This is a genomic window from Comamonas sp. JUb58 (genome assembly GCF_004364775.1).
Taxonomy (GTDB): Bacteria; Pseudomonadota; Gammaproteobacteria; order Burkholderiales; family Burkholderiaceae_C; genus Comamonas.
In genome coordinates, this window is record NZ_SOAL01000001.1 from 435,061 (window position 1) to 456,212 (window position 21,152).

The 21,152-nt window shown below is 64.9% G+C and carries 15 protein-coding genes; 7 read left to right on the plus strand and 8 right to left on the minus strand.

All coding sequences use genetic code 11. The features are described 5' to 3' along the window. Nucleotides 1-121: 121 nt before the first annotated feature. The 4 genes from EDF71_RS01985 to queF all read left to right on the plus strand — a co-directional run bounded on the left by EDF71_RS01985 (nt 122) and on the right by queF (nt 5,825). Nucleotides 122-3,151 (plus strand): Rne/Rng family ribonuclease, encoded by a 3,030-nt coding sequence (locus EDF71_RS01985; protein ID WP_133854939.1) that lies wholly within the window; start codon nt 122-124, stop codon nt 3,149-3,151. Nucleotides 3,152-3,215: 64 nt separating this feature from the next. Next, nucleotides 3,216-3,992, plus strand: coding sequence for a peroxide stress protein YaaA (gene yaaA, locus EDF71_RS01990; RefSeq protein WP_133854940.1), 777 nt, complete (start codon nt 3,216-3,218; stop codon nt 3,990-3,992). 38 nt (nt 3,993-4,030) lie between these two features. After that, nucleotides 4,031-4,912 carry a 2OG-Fe(II) oxygenase gene (locus EDF71_RS01995; protein ID WP_243854124.1) on the plus strand — a complete coding sequence of 294 codons (882 nt, stop codon included), beginning with the start codon at nt 4,031-4,033 and terminating at the stop codon, nt 4,910-4,912. A gap of 55 nt (nt 4,913-4,967) precedes the next feature. Continuing rightward, nucleotides 4,968-5,825 (plus strand): NADPH-dependent 7-cyano-7-deazaguanine reductase QueF, encoded by an 858-nt coding sequence (gene queF / locus EDF71_RS02000; RefSeq protein ID WP_133854942.1) that lies wholly within the window; start codon nt 4,968-4,970, stop codon nt 5,823-5,825. Here the strand turns inward: queF and EDF71_RS02005 are convergent, their stop codons facing one another. From EDF71_RS02005 to EDF71_RS02020, 4 genes are all read right to left on the minus strand, one after another. Beyond that, on the minus strand, nt 5,826-7,055 hold the full coding sequence (locus tag EDF71_RS02005) for a DNA polymerase IV (protein WP_133855020.1): 1,230 nt from the start codon (nt 7,053-7,055) through the stop codon (nt 5,826-5,828). 143 nt (nt 7,056-7,198) lie between these two features. Continuing rightward, nucleotides 7,199-8,542, minus strand: coding sequence for an MFS family transporter (locus EDF71_RS02010; RefSeq protein ID WP_133854943.1), 1,344 nt, complete (start codon nt 8,540-8,542; stop codon nt 7,199-7,201). 95 nt (nt 8,543-8,637) lie between these two features. Further along, nucleotides 8,638-9,549, minus strand: coding sequence for a DMT family transporter (locus EDF71_RS02015; protein WP_133854944.1), 912 nt, complete (start codon nt 9,547-9,549; stop codon nt 8,638-8,640). A gap of 143 nt (nt 9,550-9,692) precedes the next feature. After that, nucleotides 9,693-10,862 carry an alpha-hydroxy acid oxidase gene (locus EDF71_RS02020; protein WP_133854945.1) on the minus strand — a complete coding sequence of 390 codons (1,170 nt, stop codon included), beginning with the start codon at nt 10,860-10,862 and terminating at the stop codon, nt 9,693-9,695. 528 nt (nt 10,863-11,390) lie between these two features. On the opposite strand from EDF71_RS02020, the gene EDF71_RS02025 reads away from it, so the two are divergent. Next, nucleotides 11,391-13,052, plus strand: coding sequence for an L-lactate permease (locus EDF71_RS02025; protein WP_133854946.1), 1,662 nt, complete (start codon nt 11,391-11,393; stop codon nt 13,050-13,052). A 28-nt stretch (nt 13,053-13,080) separates the two neighbouring features. On the opposite strand, the gene EDF71_RS02030 is transcribed toward EDF71_RS02025, so the two are convergent. From EDF71_RS02030 to xdhA, 4 genes are all read right to left on the minus strand, one after another. After that, the gene (locus EDF71_RS02030) at nt 13,081-13,716 is read right to left on the minus strand and encodes a YbhB/YbcL family Raf kinase inhibitor-like protein (RefSeq protein ID WP_133854947.1); all 636 of its coding nucleotides are present in this window, start codon (nt 13,714-13,716) and stop codon (nt 13,081-13,083) included. A gap of 121 nt (nt 13,717-13,837) precedes the next feature. Further along, on the minus strand, nt 13,838-15,139 hold the full coding sequence (locus EDF71_RS02035; protein WP_133854948.1) for an NCS2 family permease: 1,302 nt from the start codon (nt 15,137-15,139) through the stop codon (nt 13,838-13,840). A gap of 98 nt (nt 15,140-15,237) precedes the next feature. Further along, on the minus strand, nt 15,238-17,661 hold the full coding sequence (xdhB, locus tag EDF71_RS02040; RefSeq protein WP_133854949.1) for a xanthine dehydrogenase molybdopterin binding subunit: 2,424 nt from the start codon (nt 17,659-17,661) through the stop codon (nt 15,238-15,240). 1 nt (nt 17,662) lies between these two features. Continuing rightward, the gene (gene xdhA / locus EDF71_RS02045) at nt 17,663-19,264 is read right to left on the minus strand and encodes a xanthine dehydrogenase small subunit (RefSeq protein ID WP_133854950.1); all 1,602 of its coding nucleotides are present in this window, start codon (nt 19,262-19,264) and stop codon (nt 17,663-17,665) included. A gap of 197 nt (nt 19,265-19,461) precedes the next feature. Between xdhA and EDF71_RS02050 the strand changes: the two genes are divergently transcribed. Together EDF71_RS02050 and EDF71_RS02055 are read left to right on the plus strand one after the other, a co-directional pair. Then, nucleotides 19,462-20,736 carry a lytic murein transglycosylase gene (locus tag EDF71_RS02050; protein WP_243854125.1) on the plus strand — a complete coding sequence of 425 codons (1,275 nt, stop codon included), beginning with the start codon at nt 19,462-19,464 and terminating at the stop codon, nt 20,734-20,736. 17 nt (nt 20,737-20,753) lie between these two features. Continuing rightward, complete coding sequence (locus EDF71_RS02055) at nt 20,754-21,074, plus strand: heavy metal-binding domain-containing protein (protein WP_133854951.1); 321 nt, start codon at nt 20,754-20,756, stop codon at nt 21,072-21,074. Nucleotides 21,075-21,152: the final 78 nt, after the last annotated feature.

Genomic DNA, 21,152 nt, shown 5'->3' on the forward strand with positions numbered 1-21,152 from the left:
TCGTTTCTCTGCGTCTGTCCCGGCATCTGTGGCTCCAGTAAGAGCCTGTTTATTGTTGGGATTGGAGACAGGTGCCTGACTGACAAAGGCAGCCTGTCCCGCATTACGAAGGACGCGCATCATGAAACGGATGCTGATCAACGCCACGCAAGCTGAAGAGCGCCGCCTCGCCATTGTCGATGGCCAAAAGCTGCTGGACTACGAAATTGAAATCGAAGGCCGCGAACAACGCAAAGGCAATATCTACAAAGCCGTTGTTACCCGGGTCGAACCCTCTTTGGAAGCCTGCTTTGTCGACTACGGCGAAGACCGCCACGGCTTTCTGCCCTTCAAGGAAATCTCCAAGCAGTATTTCGCCGAAGGCGTCTCCCCCAGCCAGGCCCGCATCAATGATGTGATCAAGGAAGGCCAGGAGCTGATCGTTCAGGTCGAAAAGGAAGAACGTGGCAACAAGGGCGCGGCCCTGACCACCTTCATCTCGCTGGCCGGCCGCTATGTGGTGCTGATGCCCAACAACCCCCGTGGTGGTGGTGTCTCGCGCCGCATCGAAGGCGACGAGCGCGCCGAGCTCAAGGAGGCGATGGACCAGCTGGACTACCCCAAGGGCATGTCCATCATTGCGCGCACCGCCGGCATTGGCCGCAGCGCACCCGAACTGCAATGGGACTTGAACTACCTGCTCAAGCTCTGGGGCGCCATCGACGGTGCTGCCAAGTCGGGCAAGGGTGCCTTCCTGATCTACCAGGAATCGAGCCTGGTGATCCGCGCAATCCGCGACTATTTCCACAATGACATCGGCGACATCCTGATCGACACCGATGACATTTATGAACAAGCCCAGCAGTTCATGGCCCATGTGATGCCTGAGCACGCTGCCCGCGTCAAGCGCTACCGCGATGACGCGCCGCTGTTCAGCCGCTTCCAGATCGAGCACCAGATCGAGTCGGCCTACTCCCGCACCGTGACCCTGCCATCGGGCGGCGCCATCGTGATCGACCACACCGAAGCGCTGGTCTCCATCGACGTGAACTCGGCCCGCGCCATCAAGGGCGGCGACATCGAGGAAACCGCCACCCGCACCAACCTGGAAGCGGCCGACGAAGTGGCCCGCCAGATGCGCCTGCGCGACCTGGGCGGCCTGATCGTGATCGACTTCATCGACATGGAAGAGTCGAAGAACCGCCGCGATGTGGAAAGCCGTCTGCGTGACGCGCTGCGCCAGGACCGTGCCCGCGTACAGTTCGGCACCATCAGCAAGTTCGGCCTGATGGAAATGAGCCGCCAGCGCCTCAAGCCTGCGCTGAGCGAAGGTGCCCACATCAACTGCCCACGCTGCGGTGGCTCCGGCCACATCCGCGATGCGGAAAGCTCGGCACTGCAGATCCTGCGCATCATCCAGGAAGAGTCGATGAAGGACAACACGGCAGCCGTGAACTGCCAGGTGCCTGTCGAAGTCGCCTCCTTCCTGCTCAACGAAAAGCGTACCGAAATCCAGAAGATCGAGCTCAAGCAGCGCGTATCCGTCACCATGGTGCCCAACAAGGCGCTGGAGACCCCGCACTACAAGCTCGAGCGCATGAAGCACGACGATCCCCGTCTGGACTCGATGGAAGCGAGCTACAAGCTGGCCGACCCCGAAGAGGAAAGCCTGGGCTTTACCCGCCGCTCGCAAGAGCCGACCAACAAGCAGACCCCGGTCATCAAGGGCGTACTGCCCGATGCACCGGCGCCGATTGCCGAGCCACGCCCTGCACCCGCTGCCCGCACCGCCAATCCGCAAAACGGCAAGCCGGCAGGCGCCCCTGCCGCAGCGCCCGCTGCTGCACCGGTGGCCGCACCGCAAAAGGGCTTCTTCGCCTGGCTCAAGCGCTTCTTCGGCATGGCCCCTGAGCCCGCACCGGCTCCCGTGCCTGCACCAGCAGCCGCACCGGCCGCCGACGCCCGCCGTGAAAACCGCGATGGCCGCAACGCCAACAACCGTGGCGGCCGTGGTGACCGTGCAGAGCGCGGCGACCGTGGTGAGCGCAAGGATGGAAACCGCCCCGCCCGTGGCGAGCGCGCCGAAGGCGAGCAGCGCACTGAGCGCAATGGCCGTGGCAACAACGGCGCGGCCGACGGTAGCCGCAGCCCCCGTGGTGGCGACCAGGAAGGCCGCAACCGCCGTGGTGAGCGCGGTGACCGCCAAGAGCGCAGCCGCCGTGACGAAGCCCCGCTGAACCCACAAGCCGGTGACAACGCAGCCGCCAATGGCGAGCGCCAGGAACGCGCACCGCGCCCCGAGCGCGCTCCCCGCGAGCCGCGTGAAGGCCGCCGCGACCGTGGTGACCGCCAGGACCGCCGCAACAACGGTGACGAGGCCGCTCAGCCATTGAACGCCGTGGCACCGGCCCCCATCAACGCCGATGCGGTGATCGCCTCCCTGCCATCGCTGGACCTGGATACCGGCAACCAAGCCGCACCAGCCGCTGATGCAGACGGCGCAACGCCAGAGCGCCGTGAGCGCCGCTCGCGTGACCGCTATGGCCGCGACCGCCGCAACCGTGGTGAGCGCGAGCGCAATGGCCGTGACGAGCAAGTGGAAGGCGACAACGCCGCCGCCGACTCGGGCTTTGGCGCCGATGCCGCCCCTGCCGTGTCGCAAGACGCCGACGAGGCACCACGCCGCAGCTACTTCAACGCAGCGCCTGCAGCTGCACCGGCAGAGGCCCCAGCGCCCGCCGTGGCGGATGTGGCACCGGCTCCCGCCCCAGTGGCACAAGCCGAGCAAGCCGTTGTCGCTCAGGAAGCTGCACCCGTAGCCGCTGTGGCTCCCGTGGCACCTGCCGCTCCTGTCGCAGCAGCACCCGTGGTTGCAGCCCCTGCGCCTGTCGTTGCCGAGCCTGCCAAGGCCGGTCTGCCAGCGATTGCCAGCTACAGCCTGCCGCTGGATGCACTGCACCAGATCGCCAGCACCGCCGGCCTGCAATGGATCAACTCCGATGCCGACAAGATCGCTGCCGTGCAAGCGGCCATCGCCGCCGAGCCCAAGCCCTTGCATGTGCCGCGTGAGCGCCAGCCCGTGGTGCAGATCGACCAGGGCCCGCTGATCCTCGTCGAGACCCGCAAGGATCTGACCGACCTGGTCCTGCCGTTTGAGCGCGAAACCGCTTAAAAACTGCTGACCCAGCAACCCTCAGGCCGGAGCGATCCGGCCTGTTTCATTGATGGAGCCCCTGATGCTGTTTCTGCTCTCGCCCGCCAAATCTCTGGACTACGAAACCCCGCTGCCCGCCGGCCTGGCCAGCACGCAGCCCCAGTTCATCCCCCAGTCCAAGGCCTTGATCGCGGTGCTGCGCAGCCAGTCGCCGCAGCAGATCGCCAGCCTGATGGACATCAGCGACAAGCTCGCTGCACTGAATGTGGCCCGCTATGAGGCCTGGTCGCCCAAGTTCAGCAGCAAGAACGCGCGCCAGGCCATCATGGCCTTCAATGGCGATGTCTACGACGGCCTGCAGGCCCCTACCCTGAGCGCCAAGCAGCTCGATTGGGCGCAGTCCCACCTGTGCATGCTCAGCGGCCTCTACGGCGTGCTGCGCCCGCTCGATCTGATGCAGCCCTACCGGCTGGAGATGGGCACGCGCCTGGCCACCGAGCAGGGCAGCAACCTCTACCATTTCTGGGGCACGCAGATCGCCGACTACCTCAATGCGCAGCAGGCCAGCGAAGACAAGCCCGTCGTCGTCAACCTGGCCTCGCAGGAGTACTTCAAATCGGTGGACCGCAAGGTGCTGCGCGCCAGGGTCATCGACTGCAGTTTTGAAGACTACAAGAACGGCCAGTACAAGATCATCAGCTTCTTTGCCAAGAAGGCGCGGGGCATGATGGCGCGCTACGCGATCGAGCACCAGACCAAGACGCCGGCGGCCTTGAAGAAGTTCAGCACTGCGGGCTACGCCTTCACGCCCGAGGCCTCGACTGAAGACCATTTCGTGTTCAGGCGCAAAGTCGATTGATGCGACTTTGATGCACAATGGGCCGCGAAAGGAATCTGATGACAGCCTCGCAACCCCTCACCCCGGAACTGCGCGCCTGGATAATTGAACAGGCCAGCGCAGGCGTCAGCGCCGACCGCGTGTTCAAAGCCATGTGTGATGCCGGCTGGAACGCCGACGTCGCCGAGTCAGCGATGGAATCGGTCCTGACCGAGCACCTCGCGCAGTTGCAGGCGAGCAAGGAGAGCCCCGTCGTGGCGGCCTCCCAGCCAGCTGCCCCATCCCGTCCCCTGCCCGAGCCCAGCCTGGGCCAATCGCCCTCTACCATCGATGTCGGTGACCGCGAGGTCAGCGTGCTGCTGGCCCTGCAGCACCCGCGCGTCGTTGTGTTCGGCAATCTGCTCTCCGACGAGGAGTGCGACGCCATCATTGCGGCGGCCGAGCCGCGCATGCAGCGTTCGCTGACCGTCGAGACCCAAACCGGTGGCGAAGAAGTCAATGCCGACCGCACCAGCGATGGCATGTTTTTTCAGCGCGAGGAAACACCCGCCGTCGCCGCGCTGGAGCGCCGCATCGCCAAGCTGGTCAACTGGCCGGAAAATCATGGCGAAGGCCTGCAGGTGCTGCACTACCGGCCCGGTGCCGAGTACAAGCCGCACTACGACTACTTCGACCCGACCCAGCCCGGCACGCCGACGATTTTGAAGCGTGGCGGCCAGCGCCTGGCCACCCTGGTGATCTACCTGAACAACCCGCAAGCCGGCGGCGGCACCAGCTTTCCCGATGTGGGGCTGGAAGTCGCACCGCGCCGTGGCAATGCCGTGTTCTTCAGCTACGCCGCCCCCGACCCCGCAACCAAGAGCCTGCATGGCGGCTCGCCGGTGATCGCCGGCGAGAAATGGATCGCCACCAAGTGGTTGCGCGAGGGCGAATTCAAGTAAACCGCAGCCGCCGCCTAGCCCCCGCGCAGGCAGCGGCCGCTTTTTGATCCACAGCATGACCGTCTCCCCTTCGCCCGAGCAATCGCCCCTGGGCCAGCGCTCCGCCTACATCGACCAGTACGACCCCACCCTGCTCTTCCCGCTGCCCCGCCAGGCCAAGCGCGACGAGATCGGCCTGCAGCCCGACAAGCTGCCCTTTTTTGGCGCCGACCTGTGGACGGCCTATGAAGTCTCCTGGCTCAACCTGCGCGGCAAGCCCCAGGTCGCGCTGGTGAGCTTCACCATCCCCTGCGAAACGCCCAACATCGTCGAGAGCAAGTCCTTCAAGCTCTACCTGAACAGCTTCAACAACAGCCGCTTTGGCTCGGTCGATGAAGTGCGGGCCAAGCTGCTGGCCGATATCAGCGAAGCCGTATGGCGCGGCGCGCCTTACCAGGCCTCGGTGGGCGTGCAGATGATCGACCCCGAGGTGTTCGACACCCTGCCACTGCAAGAGCTCGACGGCCTGAACCTGGACCGGCTGGACATCGACTGCGAGCACTACCAGCCCCAACCGCAGTTGCTGCGCGCCGCCTTTGATGAGGCGCCCGTCACCGAGACCCTGTGCAGCCGCCTGCTCAAGAGCAACTGCCTGGTCACCGGCCAGCCCGACTGGGGCAGCGTGCGCATCAGCTACACCGGCCCGGCGATCGACCAAGAGCGCCTGCTGCAGTACATCGTGAGCTTTCGCAACCACAACGAATTCCACGAGCAATGCGTCGAGCGCATGTTTGTCGATATCTGGAAGCACTGCAAGCCGATCCGCCTGACGGTCTATGCCCGCTACACGCGCCGGGGTGGCCTGGACATCAACCCGCTGCGCACCAGCCAGCCGATGGCCCTGCCGGCCAATATCCGCACCGCACGCCAGTAATCAGTCGAGGTCGTCGAACAGCGGCAAGGTGTAGGGGTCGGCCTTCTGCTCCGCAACGCCCAGCCGGTTTTGGGCCTGGCGCATGGCCTGCCAGTCGCCCACCAGGCCCTGGGCCAAGGCCTGCTCCAGCGGCAGCAGGCCACCCACCCTCACCCCCAAGAGCCGCAGGCGCTGGTCCAAAGGCGCGCGCTTGAGGCATTGGCCCGCTGCATGCCGGATGGCAGCGGCATCCTGGGTGTAGAGCGGCAGGCTGTGGTCGCGCGTGGCGATGCGAAAGTCCGGGTAGCGCAGCTTGATGCCAATCGTGCGCCCCACATAGCCCTTGCGCTGCAAGTCAGCGGCCACCATCTGGCACAGCTCGGTAAAGATGGCGCCCAGCTCGGCCTTGTCGCGCACCGCATGCAGGTCGCGGTCAAAGGTGGTCTCGCGGCTCATCGATACCGGCTCGCTCTCGGTCACCACCGGCCGGTTGTCCCGCCCCCAGCTCGATGCATGCAGCCAGGCGCCGTAGCTGCGGCCAAAGTGTTCCACCAACCAGGGCAGGTCCTTGGCAGCCAGATCGCCCAAGGTGGTAATGCCCAGCGCCTGCAGCTTCGCATCGGCCTTGGGGCCCACGCCATTGATCTTGCGGCAGGCCAGCGGCCAGATCATCGTTTGCAGATCGCTCTCCAGCACGATGGACACGCCATTGGGCTTGTTGAACTCGCTGGCCATCTTGGCCAGCTGCTTGTTGGGGGCCACCCCGACCGAGCAGGTCAGCCCGGTCGCCGCATGGATGACTGCCTGCATCCGCAGCGCCAGGCTGCGGCCATGGTCGTCCTGGCCGCCTTCGACATGGGTGAAGTCGATATAGACCTCGTCCACGCCCCGGTCCTCCATCTGCGGCGCCATCGCGGTGATGATGGCCTTGAACTGGCGCGAGAAATGCCGGTAGCGCGCAAAGTCCACCGGAAGCAGGATGGCCTGCGGGCAGAGCTTGGCCGCCTTCATCATGCCCATCGCCGAGCCCACGCCAAAGGCGCGCGCCGGGTAGGTGGCCGTGGTGATCACGCCCCGGCCCACATAGTCCTTGAGCTGCGGAAAAGCCTCGGGCGGGATCGCGTCGAGCCGGTCGCCATAGCGCGCTTTCAGCGCCTCATCTTCAACCCGGCGGCCCCCGCCGATGATGACTGGCAGGCCCTTGAGCTGCGGGTAGCGCAGCAGCTCGGCCGAGGCATAGAAGGCATCCATGTCCAGATGCGCAATGCGGCGGCGCGGAGGCAGAACAACAGGCGATGGCGAGGGGGCGGAGCACACCTGGCTATTGTCTCCCAGCGCGGCGTGGCTTGCAGCGGCCCGCAGCGCAAAACCAGCTGCGAGGCTGCTGCGGGCGATCAGTGGTCGTGGTGCAGGTAGGCGGCCTGCTTGGGCAGGCGCAGGCTGAACAGGAAGGCAATCACCATCATCACCGACACATACCAGAAGAAGGCGTTTTCATGGCCGGCGTTCTTCAGCGCCAGCGCCACAAACTCGGCCGAGCCACCAAAAATGGCATTGGCCACCGCATAGGCCAGGCCCACGCCCAGAGCGCGCACCTCGGGCGGGAACATCTCCGCTTTGACGATGCCCGAGATCGAGGTGTAGAAGCTCACAATCGCCAGCGCGACCAGGATCAGCACGCCGGCCGTCACCGGCGACGAGGCCTGGTGCAGGGTGGTCAGAATCGGCACCGTGCCCAGGGCACCCAGCGCGCCAAACAGCATCATGCTGGTGCGCCGGCCAATGCGGTCGGACAGCGCGCCAAACAGCGGCTGCATGCACATGTACAGGAACAGGCAGACGGTCATCACATAGCTGGCCGTCTTGATCGGCAAGCCCACGCTGTTGACCAGGTACTTCTGCATATAGGTGGTGAAGGTGTAGAAGATCAGCGAGCCGCCAGCGGTATAGCCCAGCACGGTGACAAAGGCGCGCCAGTGGTGCTTGAACAGATTGCCCAGGGTGCCGGTTTCCTTGTTCTGCATGGCCTCGCTGGATTGGGTCTCATGCAGGGTGCGGCGCAGCAGCATGGCCACAACAGCGGCCGCAGCGCCCACCACAAAGGGAATGCGCCAGCCCCAGGCACGCAGCTCGGCATCGCTCAGCACGGCTTCCAGGATGACGATGAGGAGCACGGCCAGCAGCTGGCCGCCGATCAGGGTCACATACTGGAAGGACGAGAAAAAGCCGCGCTGGCCCTTGAGGGCCACTTCGCTCATATAGGTGGCCGTGGTGCCGTATTCACCGCCCACCGATAGGCCTTGGAACAAACGGCAGAGCAGCAGCAAGAACGGCGCCCAGGCGCCGATTTGTGCATAGGTGGGCAGGCAAGCAATCACCAGGGAGCCGGCGCACATCATGGTCACCGAGATCAGCATGGATTTCTTGCGGCCGTACTTGTCGGCAATGCGGCCAAACAGCCAGCCGCCGATGGGGCGCATCAAAAAGCCGGCGGCAAAAACGCCGGCGGTGTTCAGCAGCTGTACGGTGGGGTCACCTTTTGGGAAGAAGGCAGCGGCAAAGTAGATGGCCGAGAAGGCATAGACATAGAAGTCAAACCATTCCACCAGGTTGCCTGACGAGGCCGCCATGATGGAGAAAATGCGGTGGCGCTTTTCTTCAGGGCTGTAATGGGGAGGAGTGGTAGCCGAAGTCTGGGCGGCCGATGGCCCAGGTCCTGGCACGGAGGGTGTTGTCATTGGAGTGGTCCCGTGTAGCAATGCAGACCATGATGCGCCGCCCGCGAGACCCCCTGATGTCAGACGGGCGCTGAATTTCCAGCGTGCAGCCCGTTTTAAAGCTGGGTGCAGATCACCACAATGCCGACCAGCATCAGCGCAATGCCCCACTTCTCGTTGCGGCGCAGCTGCTCCTTCAGCACCCGGCGCGAGACCAGGTAGCTGAACACCACCTCGACCATGCCCAGGGTGCGCACTGAGGCAGCGCTTTGCAGCGCATAGGCGCTGAACCAGGCCAGAGACGCCGCACTGCCCATGCAGCCCGCCAGCAGCGACACGCGCCAGGCCTTGGCAATGCGAACCAGCACGCTGCGGTCACGCCAGATAAACCAGGCGCCCATCGCCAGGGTCTGCATGCACTGCGCAATGAACACGCCCCAGGCGCCCGACAGCAGCGCGCTCGGTGCGTTGAGCGCCAGCGCAGCGCCCCGAAATCCCACCGTCGCAATCGCAAAGCAGGCGCCGCAAATGAGGCCATACATTGCGGCCTTGCTGCGCCAATCCAGCTTGGCGCCGATCTGGCGTGGCGGTAAGGACAGCAGCGCCACGCCAATGGTGGCAATGGCCATCGCAGCCAGCGCCCAGTAGGTGGGCAGCTCGCCCAGAAAGACCGCGCCAAACAGCGCCACCTGCAGCACCTCGGTTTTGGACAGGGTCACCGCCACGGCAAAGTTGCGCTGCTGCATTGCCAGCAGCAAGGCGCCAGTCGCAGCGATCTGGAAGAACGCGCCCAGCGCCAGCCAGCCAAAATAGGCGCCCGTCCAGTGCGCAATCTCAGGGGCCTTTGCAGGCAAGGTGTAGAGCAGTACCAGCGCCAGCGCAGCCAGTGGCAGGCCATAGAGAAAGCGCACCAAGGTGGCGGGCCAGGTGCCCAGATCGCGGGTCAGCGAGCGCTGCGCCGCATTGCGCGCCGTCTGCGCGATGGCGGCAAACACCACCAGCCCCATCCACCAACCACCCCATTGCATTCCCGCTCCGTCAGCCATTACCGCATCCACTTCATCACTAGGGCCCCGATGGTAGGCGATCACTGCCCCTTGTGCGCCTGCATTTGGCGATGCGAGCCTGCGGCATCAAGAGGGGCCAGCACCCGGCCTTCCCCCTGCCCTACTCAATAAGGCTGTGGATAGGTGCCGGGCACCAGGATCCGCTGGTCCACGTTGTTGATGTTGGTGTGGCCGCAGAAGGCCATCGACACATCCAGCTCCTTGTGGATGATCTGCAGCGCACGCGTCACGCCCTCCTGGCCATAGGCACCCAGGCCGTACAGAAAGCTGCGGCCGATCAAGGTGCCCTGGGCGCCCAGCGCGCGGGCCTTAAGGACGTCCTGGCCACTGCGGATGCCGCTGTCCAACCAGACCTCGATGTCCTTGCCAGCGGCCTGCACGATCGATGGCAGCGCATCGATGGTGGCAGGTGCGCCATCGAGCTGGCGGCCGCCGTGGTTGCTGACGATCAGCGCGTCCGCACCGGTATCTGCCGCCAACCGCGCATCCTCGGCCTCCATCACGCCCTTGAGGATCAGCTTGCCGCCCCAGCGCTTCTTGATCCATTCCACATCGCCCCAGTTCAGGCAGGGGTCGAACTGGTCGGCCGTCCAGGACGACAGCGAGCTCACATCGGCCACGCCATCGACATGGCCCACGATATTGCCGAAGGTACGGCGCTTGGTGCCCAGCATGCCCATGCACCAGCGCGGCTTGGTTACCAGGTTGATGAGGTTCTTCAAGGTCGGCTTGGGCGGTGTGGACAGGCCGTTCTTGATGTCCTTGTGGCGCTGGCCCAGGATCTGCAGATCGAGGGTGAGCTGCAAGGCCGAGCAGTTTGCCGCCTTGGCGCGGTCGATCAGGCGCTCCATAAAGCCCCGGTCGCGCATCACATAGAGCTGGAACCAGAAGGGATGGCGGCCGGTGTGCTCGGCCACATCTTCGAGCGAGCAGATGCTCATCGTCGACAAGGTGAACGGAATGCCAAAGGCCTTGGCCGCGCGGGCCGCCAGGATCTCGCCATCGGCATGCTGCATGCCCGTCAGGCCCGTGGGCGCAATGGCCACCGGCATGCTGACCTCCTGCCCCACCATGGTGCTGCGCGTGCTGCGGCCTTCCATATTGACTGCCACACGCTGGCGCAGCTTGATCTTGTGGAAGGCCGCCTCGTTGTCCCGGTAGGTGCCCTGGGTGTAGGAGCCCGAATCCGCATAGTCGTAAAACATCCGAGGCACTCGCTTTTCGGCCACGACGCGCAAATCTTCAATACATGTGATCTTGGATAAATCAGCCACAAATCTTCCTTGTTATCAAGCCCCTGCAGCGGCGCTGGCGGCCATGCCCTCTGTGTAACCCGCTGTGCTCAGCGCCCTTGTCACGCAGGCGGCAACTCCAGCACCCTCGTTACAAGGTCTAGGGTTTTACAGGACTGCGGGTCGGCAGCTAGGCGGACATTATGTCGATGTTCTATCCATCCAGGTGTATAGAACCTGCTTGTGATCTCCTCGCGCCGCGACAGTGGCTTTGCGGGATGGGATGCGAGGCGCAATACCGCAGCAATAGCCATGCTATTGCGAGGATTTGCAACGACGCAGACCGCCCGCAAAGCCACTGTCCCTACGGGTTGGAGTGAAATCGGGCGATTTCTGCGCGCTGGCCCTTGCTTGCACCCCGGTGCAAGCTGCTGACCAGCCCTTCGAACTCATCCCGATTGCACTCCAACGCGGCTGCGTAGAGATCGCAAGCAGGTTCTCAGTCATAACAGCAGTCTATAGCCCGACCTTCCGGCGGCGCTTGCGCTGCGCTACAACGAGGAGTCAGGCATGGTTTGGCAACAGATCTACAACCCGGTGGGCAATATGGTGCTCTCCACCTTGCTGGCGGCATTGCCGGTGGTCGTCATGCTCGTCGGGCTGGGCTTTTTGCACCTCAAGGCCCATATTGCGGCCGGCGCCGGCCTGGTCTGTGCCTTGCTCATTGCCATCGTGGTCTATGGCATGCCGGCCGATATGGCCGGCCGCGCGGCGGTCTTTGGGGGGCTCACGGGCCTGCTGCCCATTGGCTGGATCGTGCTGAACATCATCTTTCTGCACCAGCTGACGGAGCAGAACGGCAGCTTCAAGATCCTGCAGGACTCGATTGCCGGCATCACCGAGGACCGGCGCATCCAGCTGCTGCTGATTGCCTTTGCCTTTGGCGCTTTTTTTGAAGGTGCGGCGGGCTTTGGCACACCAGTGGCTGTCACGGCGGCCATCCTGATCGGGCTGGGCTTTTCACCGCTGGCAGCCTCGGGCCTGTCGCTGATTGCCAATACCGCACCCGTCGCCTTTGGCGCGCTGGGCACGCCAGTCATTACCCTGGCCAAGGTCCATGGCTATGACGTGATGGAGGTCACCGCGATGGTGGGCCGCCAGTTGCCCTTCTTCTCGGTGCTGGTGCCTTTCTGGCTGATCTGGGCCTTTGCCGGCCGCAAGGCCATGATGGAGATCTGGCCGGCCATCCTGGTCACCGGCCTGTCGTTTGCGATCCCGCAGTACCTGGTGTCCAACTTCATCGGTCCGGAGCTGGTCGACATCATTGCCGCCATCGTCTCCATGGGCTGCCTGATCGGCTTTCTGCGCTTGTGGCAACCCAAGAACATCTGGCGCAGCACCTCGCTCAAGGGCCGCGACACCAGCGAAGACACCACGGCCAAGCCACGCGCCATAGTGGCGCATGCCCGCGCCGATGTGATCCGCGCCTGGACGCCTTGGGCCATCCTGACCGTCTTCGTGTTCATCTGGGGCCTGCCCTCGGTCAAGGCCGCGCTGAATGGCCTGTTTGCCCCGTCCTTCCCGATGAGCGGTCTGCACAACATGATCGAGAAGGTGCCGCCGGTGGTGCCCCAGCCCACCAAGGAAGGCGCGGTCTATGTGCTCAACCTGCTGTCCGCCACAGGCACCGGCATTCTGATGTCCGCCATCGTCGGCGGCCTGGTGATGAAGTACAGCCCGCTGGGCCTCATCAAGCAGTTCTTCAAGACGATCTGGCTGGTACGTTTTTCGCTGCTGACCATTGTGCTGATGCTGGCCCTGGGCACCCTCACCCGCTACTCCGGCACTGACACCACCCTGGGCCTGGCCTTTGCCAACACCGGCGTGTTCTACCCCTTCTTTGGCACGATGATGGGCTGGCTGGGCGTGGCGCTGACCGGTTCGGACACCGCCTCCAACGTGCTGTTTGGTGGCATGCAAAAGGTCGCTGCCGAGCAGCTGGGCCTGTCGCCCAACCTGATGGGCGCGGCCAACAGCTCGGGCGGTGTGATGGGCAAGATGATCGATGCCCAGTCCATCGTCGTGGCCTCCACCGCCACCCGCTGGTTCAACCATGAGGGCGACATCCTGCGCTACGTGTTCTTCCACTCGGTGGCCTTGGCCACCTTGGTGGGCATCTTTGTCACCTTGCAGGCCTATGTCTACCCCTTCACCCTGATGGTGGTGAAGTAAGCACAACGGGGCCCTCGGGCCCCGTTGCTTATGCCACCTTGACCGCAGGGTTCAGGCTGTACAAGCCGGTGATGCTGGCCTGGCCCAGCACCGGGGCCTTGACCAGCGCAGCGCGCACATTGGCACCCGTCAGCTCACCATCGACTGCCAAGGTTGGCGTGGCCAGTGCATAGACCGTGAATACATAGTGGTGCACCAGGCTGTCATTCCAGGGTGGGCAGGGGCCGTCGTAGCCGTAGTACTCGCCTTGCATCTGCGCATCGCCGGCAAACCAACCGGTGTAATCGTTGATGCCATGGCGCAGGCCCTGGGGCGCAGCCGGGCCGGGCTTGCCATGGGCGGTGATGCCGTCCGACTGCGCGCCGGCGGCGATCTCGGTGGTGGTGGCTGGAATGTCCAGCAGCAGCCAGTGGTAGAAATCGACCCGGGGCAGATCGGCTGGCACCGTGCGGCCTTCCTGGTTCACATCGTCGCCCCGGCTGGGCACATCGGGGTCATGGCAGACGATGACAAAGGACTGGGTGCCGGCAGGCACATCGCGCCAGGCCAGGTGCGGATTGCGGTTGGACGACAGCAAGACATGGGCTGTCGCATCGGGCACGGCAAAAGCGAACTCGCCAGGAATGGCCTGGCCGTCTTGAAAGCTGTGGCTGCTGAGCTGCATCTGATAAATCCTTTGCGGGTATGAAAAAAGCCAAAGGGCCTCGACCAGGGTCGGGACACTTTGGCAAATTCTAGGTTGCTGCAGCGCAGCTGTCAGTCAGGCAGCCTCTGACAGGCGAGGTTCAATGCCCGCCGATATAGGCGAACTTGAACAGGAACAGCGCTGCAATGATCCAGACCATCCAGTGCACATCGCGGGCCCGGCCGGTGAACAGCTTGATGGCAGCGTAGGAGATAAAGCCAAAGGCCAGGCCGTTGGCGATCGAGTAGGTGAAGGGCATCATCACTGCGGTGATGGCAGCAGGGATGGCCTCGGTGGTATCGGCCCAGTCCACCTCGGTCAGCTCCTTGAGCATCAGGCAGGCCACAAACAGCAGCGCGGGTGCGGTGGCGTAAGCGGGCACCGAGCCGGCCAGCGGCGCGATGAACAAGCAGGCCAGGAACAGCACGGCAACGGTCACGGCGGTGAGGCCCGTGCGGCCGCCGGCCTGCACACCCGAGGCGCTCTCGACATAGGCGGTCGCGCTGGAGGTGCCCAGCAGCGAGCCAGCAAAGATCGCGCCACTGTCGGCCAGCAGCGAGCGGTGAAAGCGCTCCATCTTGCCGGGCACCAACAGGCCGGCGCGCTTGGCCACGCCCATCAGGGTGCCGGTGGCATCAAACAGCTCAACCAGGAAGAACACCAGCACCACGTTCAGAAAACCACTGGACAGCGCCGTCTTGATATCGAGTTGCAGGAAGGTCGGCGCAATCGACGGCGGTGCCGAGAACACGCCCTGGAACTGGTTGCCGCCAAAGATGAAGGAGGCCACGGTGACGGCCAGAATGCCGATCAGGATGGCGCCGGGCACGCGCAGGCGGTCCAGCACCACGATCAGGAAAAAGCCCAGCGTGAACAGGATCACCGATGGCGAATGCAGGTCACCCAGGGTCACCAGGGTGGCCTTGGATTCCACCACCACGCCGGCGCTCTTGAGCGCAATCAGCGCCAGAAAGAGACCGATACCGACGGTGATGGCCACGCGTATCGAAGCCGGTATGCCGTTGATGATCTGGTCGCGTATGCGAAAGATGGTGACCAGCAGGAACAGGCACCCGGAGACGAAGACCGCTCCCAGCGCTGCCTGCCAGGTGTAGCCCATGCCCAGCACCACCACATAGGCAAAATAGGCGTTCAGCCCCATGCCGGGCGCAATCGCAATCGGGTAGTTCGCATACAGGCCCATCAGCACCGAGCCCAGCGCCGCAATCAAGCAGGTGGCGACAAACACCGACCCCTTGGGCATGCCCGCATCCCCCAGGATGGAGGGGTTGACGAACATGATGTAGGCCATGGTGAGAAAGGTCGTGAGCCCCGCCAGCACCTCGGTCCGCACCGTCGTGCCATGCTCTCCAAGCTTGAAATATTTATCCAGCGCACTCATGGCTGCTCCTTGTGGTTATGCATCGTTCAATGGGAAGCTGATTCAGATCGAAGGCGGCGAGTATCGCAGTTGCGGACGCAACATGCCCGGCACCACCGTCAAAGCCCTGTCTGCACGGCCGCGATGGCGTCCAGCACCGCCTCGGCCGTGGCCGGTGCCCGCAGCGGTGGGCAACAGCCGGGCGCGCCAGTGGCGGCCACCGCATCGCGTATCGCAAACAGCACCGAGAACGGCAGCAGCAGCGGCGGCTCGCCCACCGCCTTGCTGCGGTGGATGGTCTCGTGCGGGTTGGCGCCGTCGAACAGCTGCACGTTCAGCACGGGCGGGCAGTCGTTGGCGGTCGGGATCTTGTAGGTGCTGGGGGCATGGGTCATCAAGGCACCGGTCTTGGGGTGCCAGACCAGCTGCTCCATCGTGAGCCAGCCCATGCCCTGGATAAAGGCGCCCTCGACCTGGCCAATGTCCACGGCCGGGTTCAGCGACCGGCCCACATCATGGATCACATCGGCGCGCAGCAGCTTGCTCTCGCCGGTCAAGGTATCCACCACCACCTCGCTGACGGCCGCGCCGTAGGCAAAGTAGAAGAAGGGCCGGCCACGCATGGCCGCCGCATCCCAGGACAGGCCGGGCGTCGCATAAAAACCATCGGACCAGAGCTGCACCCGCTCCAGATAGGCCTGCTTGACCAGGGCCTCAAAACGCAGGGTCTGGCCTGCGCAATGCACCTCGTCATTCACAAAGCGCACCGTGGCCGGGTCAGCCCCATGCTGGGCCGCCATGCAGGCGGCCAGGCGCTCGCGGATCTGGCGTGCCGCATCCTGCGCGGCCTTGCCGTTCAGGTCGGTGCCGGTCGATGCCGCGGTGGCCGAGGTGTTGGCCACCTTGGTGGTGTCGGTGGCCGTCGCCCGCACCCTCTCAAAGGCCACGCCCAGCTCATGTGCCACCACCTGGGCCACCTTGGTGTTCAGGCCCTGACCCATCTCGGTGCCACCGTGGTTGACCAGGATGGAGCCATCGTTGTAGACATGGACCAGCGCGCCGGCCTGGTTGAAATGCTTGACGTTGAAGGAGATGCCGAACTTGACCGGCGTCAGCGCCAGGCCGCGCTTGAGCACTGGGCTGGTCGCATTGAACGCATCCACCTGCGCACGCCGCGCCCGGTAATCACTGCGCGCCTCCAGCTGCGCCACCAGCTCGGCGATGATGTTGTCGTCGACCTCCTGGCCATAGGGCGTGCACTGCCCGCTGTCCTTGGCATAGAAGTTGGCGCGGCGCACGTCGAGCGCATCCTTGCCCAGCTGCCGCGCGATCGAGTCCATGATGTTCTCCATCACGATCGCGCCCTGCGGTCCGCCAAAGCCGCGAAACGCGGTATTGCTCTGGGTATTGGTCTTGCCCATGAAACCGCGCATGCGCACATTGGGCAGCCAGTAGGCATTGTCGAAGTGACAGAGCGCGCGGGTCATCACCGGCGCCGACAGATCGGCCGAATGACCGGCGCGCGAGACCATGGTCACCTCGGCGCCCAGAATGCGGCCGGCATCGTCATAGCCGATGTCGTACTCGTACCAGAAGCAATGGCGCCGGCCGGTGATCATGAAGTCATCGTCGCGGTCCAGCCGCAGCTTGACGGGCCGGCCCAGCTTGCGCGCCGCCACCGCTGCCACGCAGGCAAACAGCGCCGATTGCGATTCCTTGCCGCCAAAGCCGCCGCCCATGCGCCGGCATTCCACATGCACCGCATGCGACTGCACGCCCAGTGCATGGGCCACCAGGTGCTGCATCTCGCTGGGGTGCTGGGTGGAGCAGAACACATGCATCGCGCCGCCCTCCTTGGGGATGGCGTAGCTGATCTGGCCTTCGAGGTAGAACTGCTCCTGGCCGCCCACCTCCCAGCTGCCCTGCAGGCGGTGCGGGGCCTGGGCAATGGCCTGGCTGGCGCCGCCGGCATCGGTCTCGCGCACCAGCTGCATTGGCGGCATCACATACTGGCCCAGCGCATGGGCCTGCTGCGGCGTCAGCACCGGCTCGGCCTCTTCCACCGTGGCCAGCTTGCGGGCCATCGCGGCCACGCGCCGCGCGGTTTGCCGGTCGCGGGCCAGCACCGCAAACATCGGCTGGCCCAGGTAGCGGATCTCGCCATCGCAGAGGATGGGGTCGTCATGGATGATGGAGCCGCAGTCATTGACGCCGGGAATATCGGCCGCCGTCAGCACCGCCACCACACCGGGCTGGGCGCGCAGCGCGTCCAAGTCCAGCGACAGCAAACGGCCATGGGCCACGGGCGACAGGCCCAGCGCGCAGTGCAGGCTGCCGGCCAACTCGGGCATATCGTCGATGTAGGCGGCCTCACCGGCCACATGCCAGGCGGCAGACTCATGGCTGCGGCTGATGCCGACCTGGTGGCCCTGCTGGCGGGCCTTGGTTTCCTGCGCGACATCGATGCGCGCCTTCTGGTTGTCGCGGTAATCGGCAAAGGCTTCGGCGCCGGCCAGTACATGCTTGGGGATCGAGGTGTTCATATCAGGCTCCCGTGGCTGCGGCCTGTGGGGCCTGGGCGCTGCTGACGAGGTGCGGCATGGCCGCCCAGACGGTGGTGGCATCGGCTGGCAAGGGGGCTTCGGCCCGGGTCTCCAGCCACAGGCGCTGCAGCAGGTTCTGCGCCACCTTGAGTCGGTAGGCCGCGCTTGCCCGCATATCGGTCATCGGTTGAAAATCCTCGGCCAGCGCGGCCTGGGCGCGCTGCACGGCCTGCGCCGTCCAGGGCTGGCCCAGCAGCGCAGCTTCGGCCTTGGCGGCGCGCCGCACCGTGGCCGCCATGCCGCCAAAGGCCAGGCGCACGGTCTCCACCTGGCCCTGGGCATCCAGCTGCAGCGAAAAGCCCGCGCACAGCGCCGAAATATCGCAGTCAAAGCGCTTGCTGATCTTGTAGGCCCGCACCTCGCGGGCCTGCACCGCCAGCGGCACACGCAGGCCCTGCACCCACTCGCCGGGCTCCAGCTGGTTCTTCATGTAGTCCAGGTAAAAGTCGGTCAGCGGCATGCGCCGCAGGCGCTCGCCCCGGCGCAGCTCGATCTCGGCATCCAGCGCCATCAGCACCGGCGGGGCATCGCCAATCGGCGAGCCATTGGCCACATTGCCGCCCATGGTGCCGGCATGGCGCACGGGGGGCGATGCAAAGCGCAGCCAGACCTCGGTCAGCGTCGGGAAGCGCTGGGCCAGCGCGGCCCAGGCCGATTCCAGCGAGGCGCCGGCGCCAATGCAGAGCATGCCATCACGCTCTTCAATGCGGCGCAGCTCTGCCACCCGGCCGACGGCGATCAAATCGCCCAGCGGCCGGAACTGCTTGTTGATCCACAAGGCCACATCGGTGGTGCCACCAATCATGCGGGCATCGGGCAGCGCGGCGCGCAGCTGCGCCAGGCTGGCTATGCTGGCCGGCGCATGGAAGTGCTGGGGCTGGCCGCCGCTGGGGCTATAGGCATAGCTCCAGTCGGCATCGCTGCGCAGCGACTGCAGGGCCGTCACCACTGGCGCCGCATCCAGCTGGCGGGCGGGCAGGTCCAGCATCTGCTGGCCGGCATCCAGAATGGGCCGGTAGCCGGTGCAGCGACAGAGGTTGCCGCTCAGCGCATCGGCCAGCTGCTGGCGCGTGGGCGCCGCACCCTGCTGCGCCTGCTGCCGCTCATACACGGACCACAACGACATTACAAAACCGGGCGTGCAAAAGCCGCATTGCGAGCCATGGCAGTCCACCATGGCCTGCTGCACCGGGTGCAGGTCGCTGCAGGGCTGGCCAGCCTCCTTGGGGCGGCAGCTGGTCTTGAGGTCTTCCACCGTGAACAGCGCCTTGCCATGCAGGCTGGGCAGCAGCTGGATGCAGGCATTGACGGTCTGCAGCTTGAGGCCTTGCACGGCCTGCGGATCGCCCGGCTCTGCCAGCTCGGCCAGCATCACCGTGCAGGCACCGCAATCGCCTTCGTTGCAGCCTTCCTTGGTGCCGGTGCAGCGCGCGTCCTCGCGCAACCAGTCCAGCACACTGCGCGTGGGGGCCAGGCCTTCAACTTCGGTGATACGGCCTTGGTGGTAGAAACGGATGGCTTGTGGGGCAGTCATGGGGCTCATGGTGGGGCTCGGTCGCGCATTGCCGCGCCGGTCTTCAAAACTGTGTACAAGCGTAGTGTGCCGCGCAGCGCCAGCCATAACAAGCCAGCGATAGGCGCTATGGTGCAGCGCATATATTTTTGGGTTTACCCGCATCTTTGCGCCCGGCAAAAACGTAAGCAATGGTCGCGACTTGCGGGTTTACCAGGGCTGCGGCCATGGCAAGCAGGTATATTGCCTGGATGATGTTCCGCCGCCCCCACCCTGCGATGCGCCAGCTCGCCACCGCCGTCAGCCTGGGCCTTGCCGCCTGCGCCGTATTTGCCCAGACCAGCGCACCGCAAGAGCCGCCGAACCTGAGCCAGGCCGAGTTCCAGTCCTGCCTCAGCGAGCTGCGCAGCAGCAAGGCCTTTGCCGCGATCACCCCCGCCACCTTCAACCAGTACACCGCCCAGCTCCAGCCCGATGCCACGGTGCTGCCCCTGCTCAACCGCCAGCCCGAGTTCACGATGCCCGTCTGGGATTACATCGCCGTGCTGGTCGACGAGCAGCGCGTGGCCGAAGGCCGCGCCGCCTACGCCAAGTGGAAGGACACCCTGGACAAGATCGAACAGAGCACGGGCGTCTCCCCGCAGATCGTCATCGGCGTCTGGGGCGTGGAGAGCAACTTCGGCCAGAACCTGGGCGGGCGCTCCCTGGTGCAGTCGCTCGGCACCCTGTCCTGCTTTGGCCGCCGCCAGGCCTATTTCCGGGGTGAGTTCGCCAGCGCGCTGCGCATTCTGCAAGAAGGCCATATTGCCGAATCCAAGCTGGTGGGCTCCTGGGCCGGTGCCTTTGGCCAGACCCAGTTCATGCCCTCGACCTTCTTCCGCAGCGCGGTGGACTTTGACGGCGATGGCCGCCGCGACATCGTCGACAGCGTGCCCGATGCACTGGCCTCGACCGCCATGTTCCTGAAGAACGCCGGCTACCGCCCGGGCCAACCCTGGGGCTTTGAGGTCAAGCTGCCCAGCGGTTTCAGCACCGCCGATGCCGGCCGCAAGAACAAGAAGCCGCTGGATTTCTGGCGCTCGGCCGGCGTCACCTTGGCCAATGGCGATCCGCTGCCGGATTCGCTGCCATCGGCTGGCCTGATGATCCCCGCCGCAGGCGGCCCGGCCTTTCTGGTGGGGCGCAATTTTGATGCGCTCTACAGCTACAACGCCTCGGAAAACTATGGCCTGGCCATTGCCCAGCTGTCCAACCTGGTGGCCGACTCCAAGCAGAGCCAGATCAGCTTTGTCACCCCCTGGCCGACCGATGACCTCGGCCTGTCGCGCGCGCAGAACAAGGAGCTGCAGCAGGCTCTGCTGACCCGTGGCTACGCGATTGGCGAGCCCGACGGCATGATTGGCGCCAAGACGCGCGAGGCCATCAAGTCCGAGCAAAACCGCCTGGGCATGAAGACCGATGGCCGCGCGGGCCAGAAGCTGCTGCGCGCGCTCAGCAACTGATGCGCAGGACTGAAACCATGATCGTCACCACCACCCCCAGCGTTGAAGGCAAGCGCATCAGCCGCTACTGCGGCATCGTCAATGGCGAGGCCATCCTGGGCGCCAACTTTTTCAAGGACTGGTTTGCCGGCATCCGCGACATTGTTGGCGGTCGCTCGGGCACCTACGAGAAAGAGCTGCAAAAGGCCAGAGACATTGCGCTGACCGAGCTGCAGGAGCGCGCCAAGGCGCTGGGCGCGAATGCCGTCGTCGGCATCGACCTGGACTATGAAGTGCTGGGCAAGGACAACGGCATGCTGATGGTGTCGGCCAGCGGCACCGCCGTCGTCGTCGACTAAAAGCCCCGGCCGGTATTGCTGCAGCCCCCTTGCGGGTGGCTGCAGCATCTTTAGGGACCCTCTGCAAACCCTCGCCCG

What these genes read in the sequence shown, in the direction of transcription:
- EDF71_RS01985 (WP_133854939.1), top strand. Translation starts at nt 122, where the DNA reads ATGAAACGGATGCTGATCAACGCCACGCAAGCTGAAGAGCGCCGCCTC.
- yaaA (WP_133854940.1), top strand. Translation starts at nt 3,216, where the DNA reads ATGCTGTTTCTGCTCTCGCCCGCCAAATCTCTGGACTACGAAACCCCG.
- EDF71_RS01995 (WP_243854124.1), top strand. Translation starts at nt 4,031, where the DNA reads ATGACAGCCTCGCAACCCCTCACCCCGGAACTGCGCGCCTGGATAATT.
- queF (WP_133854942.1), top strand. Translation starts at nt 4,968, where the DNA reads ATGACCGTCTCCCCTTCGCCCGAGCAATCGCCCCTGGGCCAGCGCTCC.
- EDF71_RS02005 (WP_133855020.1), bottom strand. Translation starts at nt 7,055, where the DNA reads ATGGATGCCTTCTATGCCTCGGCCGAGCTGCTGCGCTACCCGCAGCTC.
- EDF71_RS02010 (WP_133854943.1), bottom strand. Translation starts at nt 8,542, where the DNA reads ATGACAACACCCTCCGTGCCAGGACCTGGGCCATCGGCCGCCCAGACT.
- EDF71_RS02015 (WP_133854944.1), bottom strand. Translation starts at nt 9,549, where the DNA reads ATGCAATGGGGTGGTTGGTGGATGGGGCTGGTGGTGTTTGCCGCCATC.
- EDF71_RS02025 (WP_133854946.1), top strand. Translation starts at nt 11,391, where the DNA reads ATGGTTTGGCAACAGATCTACAACCCGGTGGGCAATATGGTGCTCTCC.
- EDF71_RS02030 (WP_133854947.1), bottom strand. Translation starts at nt 13,716, where the DNA reads ATGCAGCTCAGCAGCCACAGCTTTCAAGACGGCCAGGCCATTCCTGGC.
- EDF71_RS02035 (WP_133854948.1), bottom strand. Translation starts at nt 15,139, where the DNA reads ATGAGTGCGCTGGATAAATATTTCAAGCTTGGAGAGCATGGCACGACG.
- xdhB (WP_133854949.1), bottom strand. Translation starts at nt 17,661, where the DNA reads ATGAACACCTCGATCCCCAAGCATGTACTGGCCGGCGCCGAAGCCTTT.
- xdhA (WP_133854950.1), bottom strand. Translation starts at nt 19,264, where the DNA reads ATGAGCCCCATGACTGCCCCACAAGCCATCCGTTTCTACCACCAAGGC.
- EDF71_RS02050 (WP_243854125.1), top strand. Translation starts at nt 19,462, where the DNA reads ATGGCAAGCAGGTATATTGCCTGGATGATGTTCCGCCGCCCCCACCCT.
- EDF71_RS02055 (WP_133854951.1), top strand. Translation starts at nt 20,754, where the DNA reads ATGATCGTCACCACCACCCCCAGCGTTGAAGGCAAGCGCATCAGCCGC.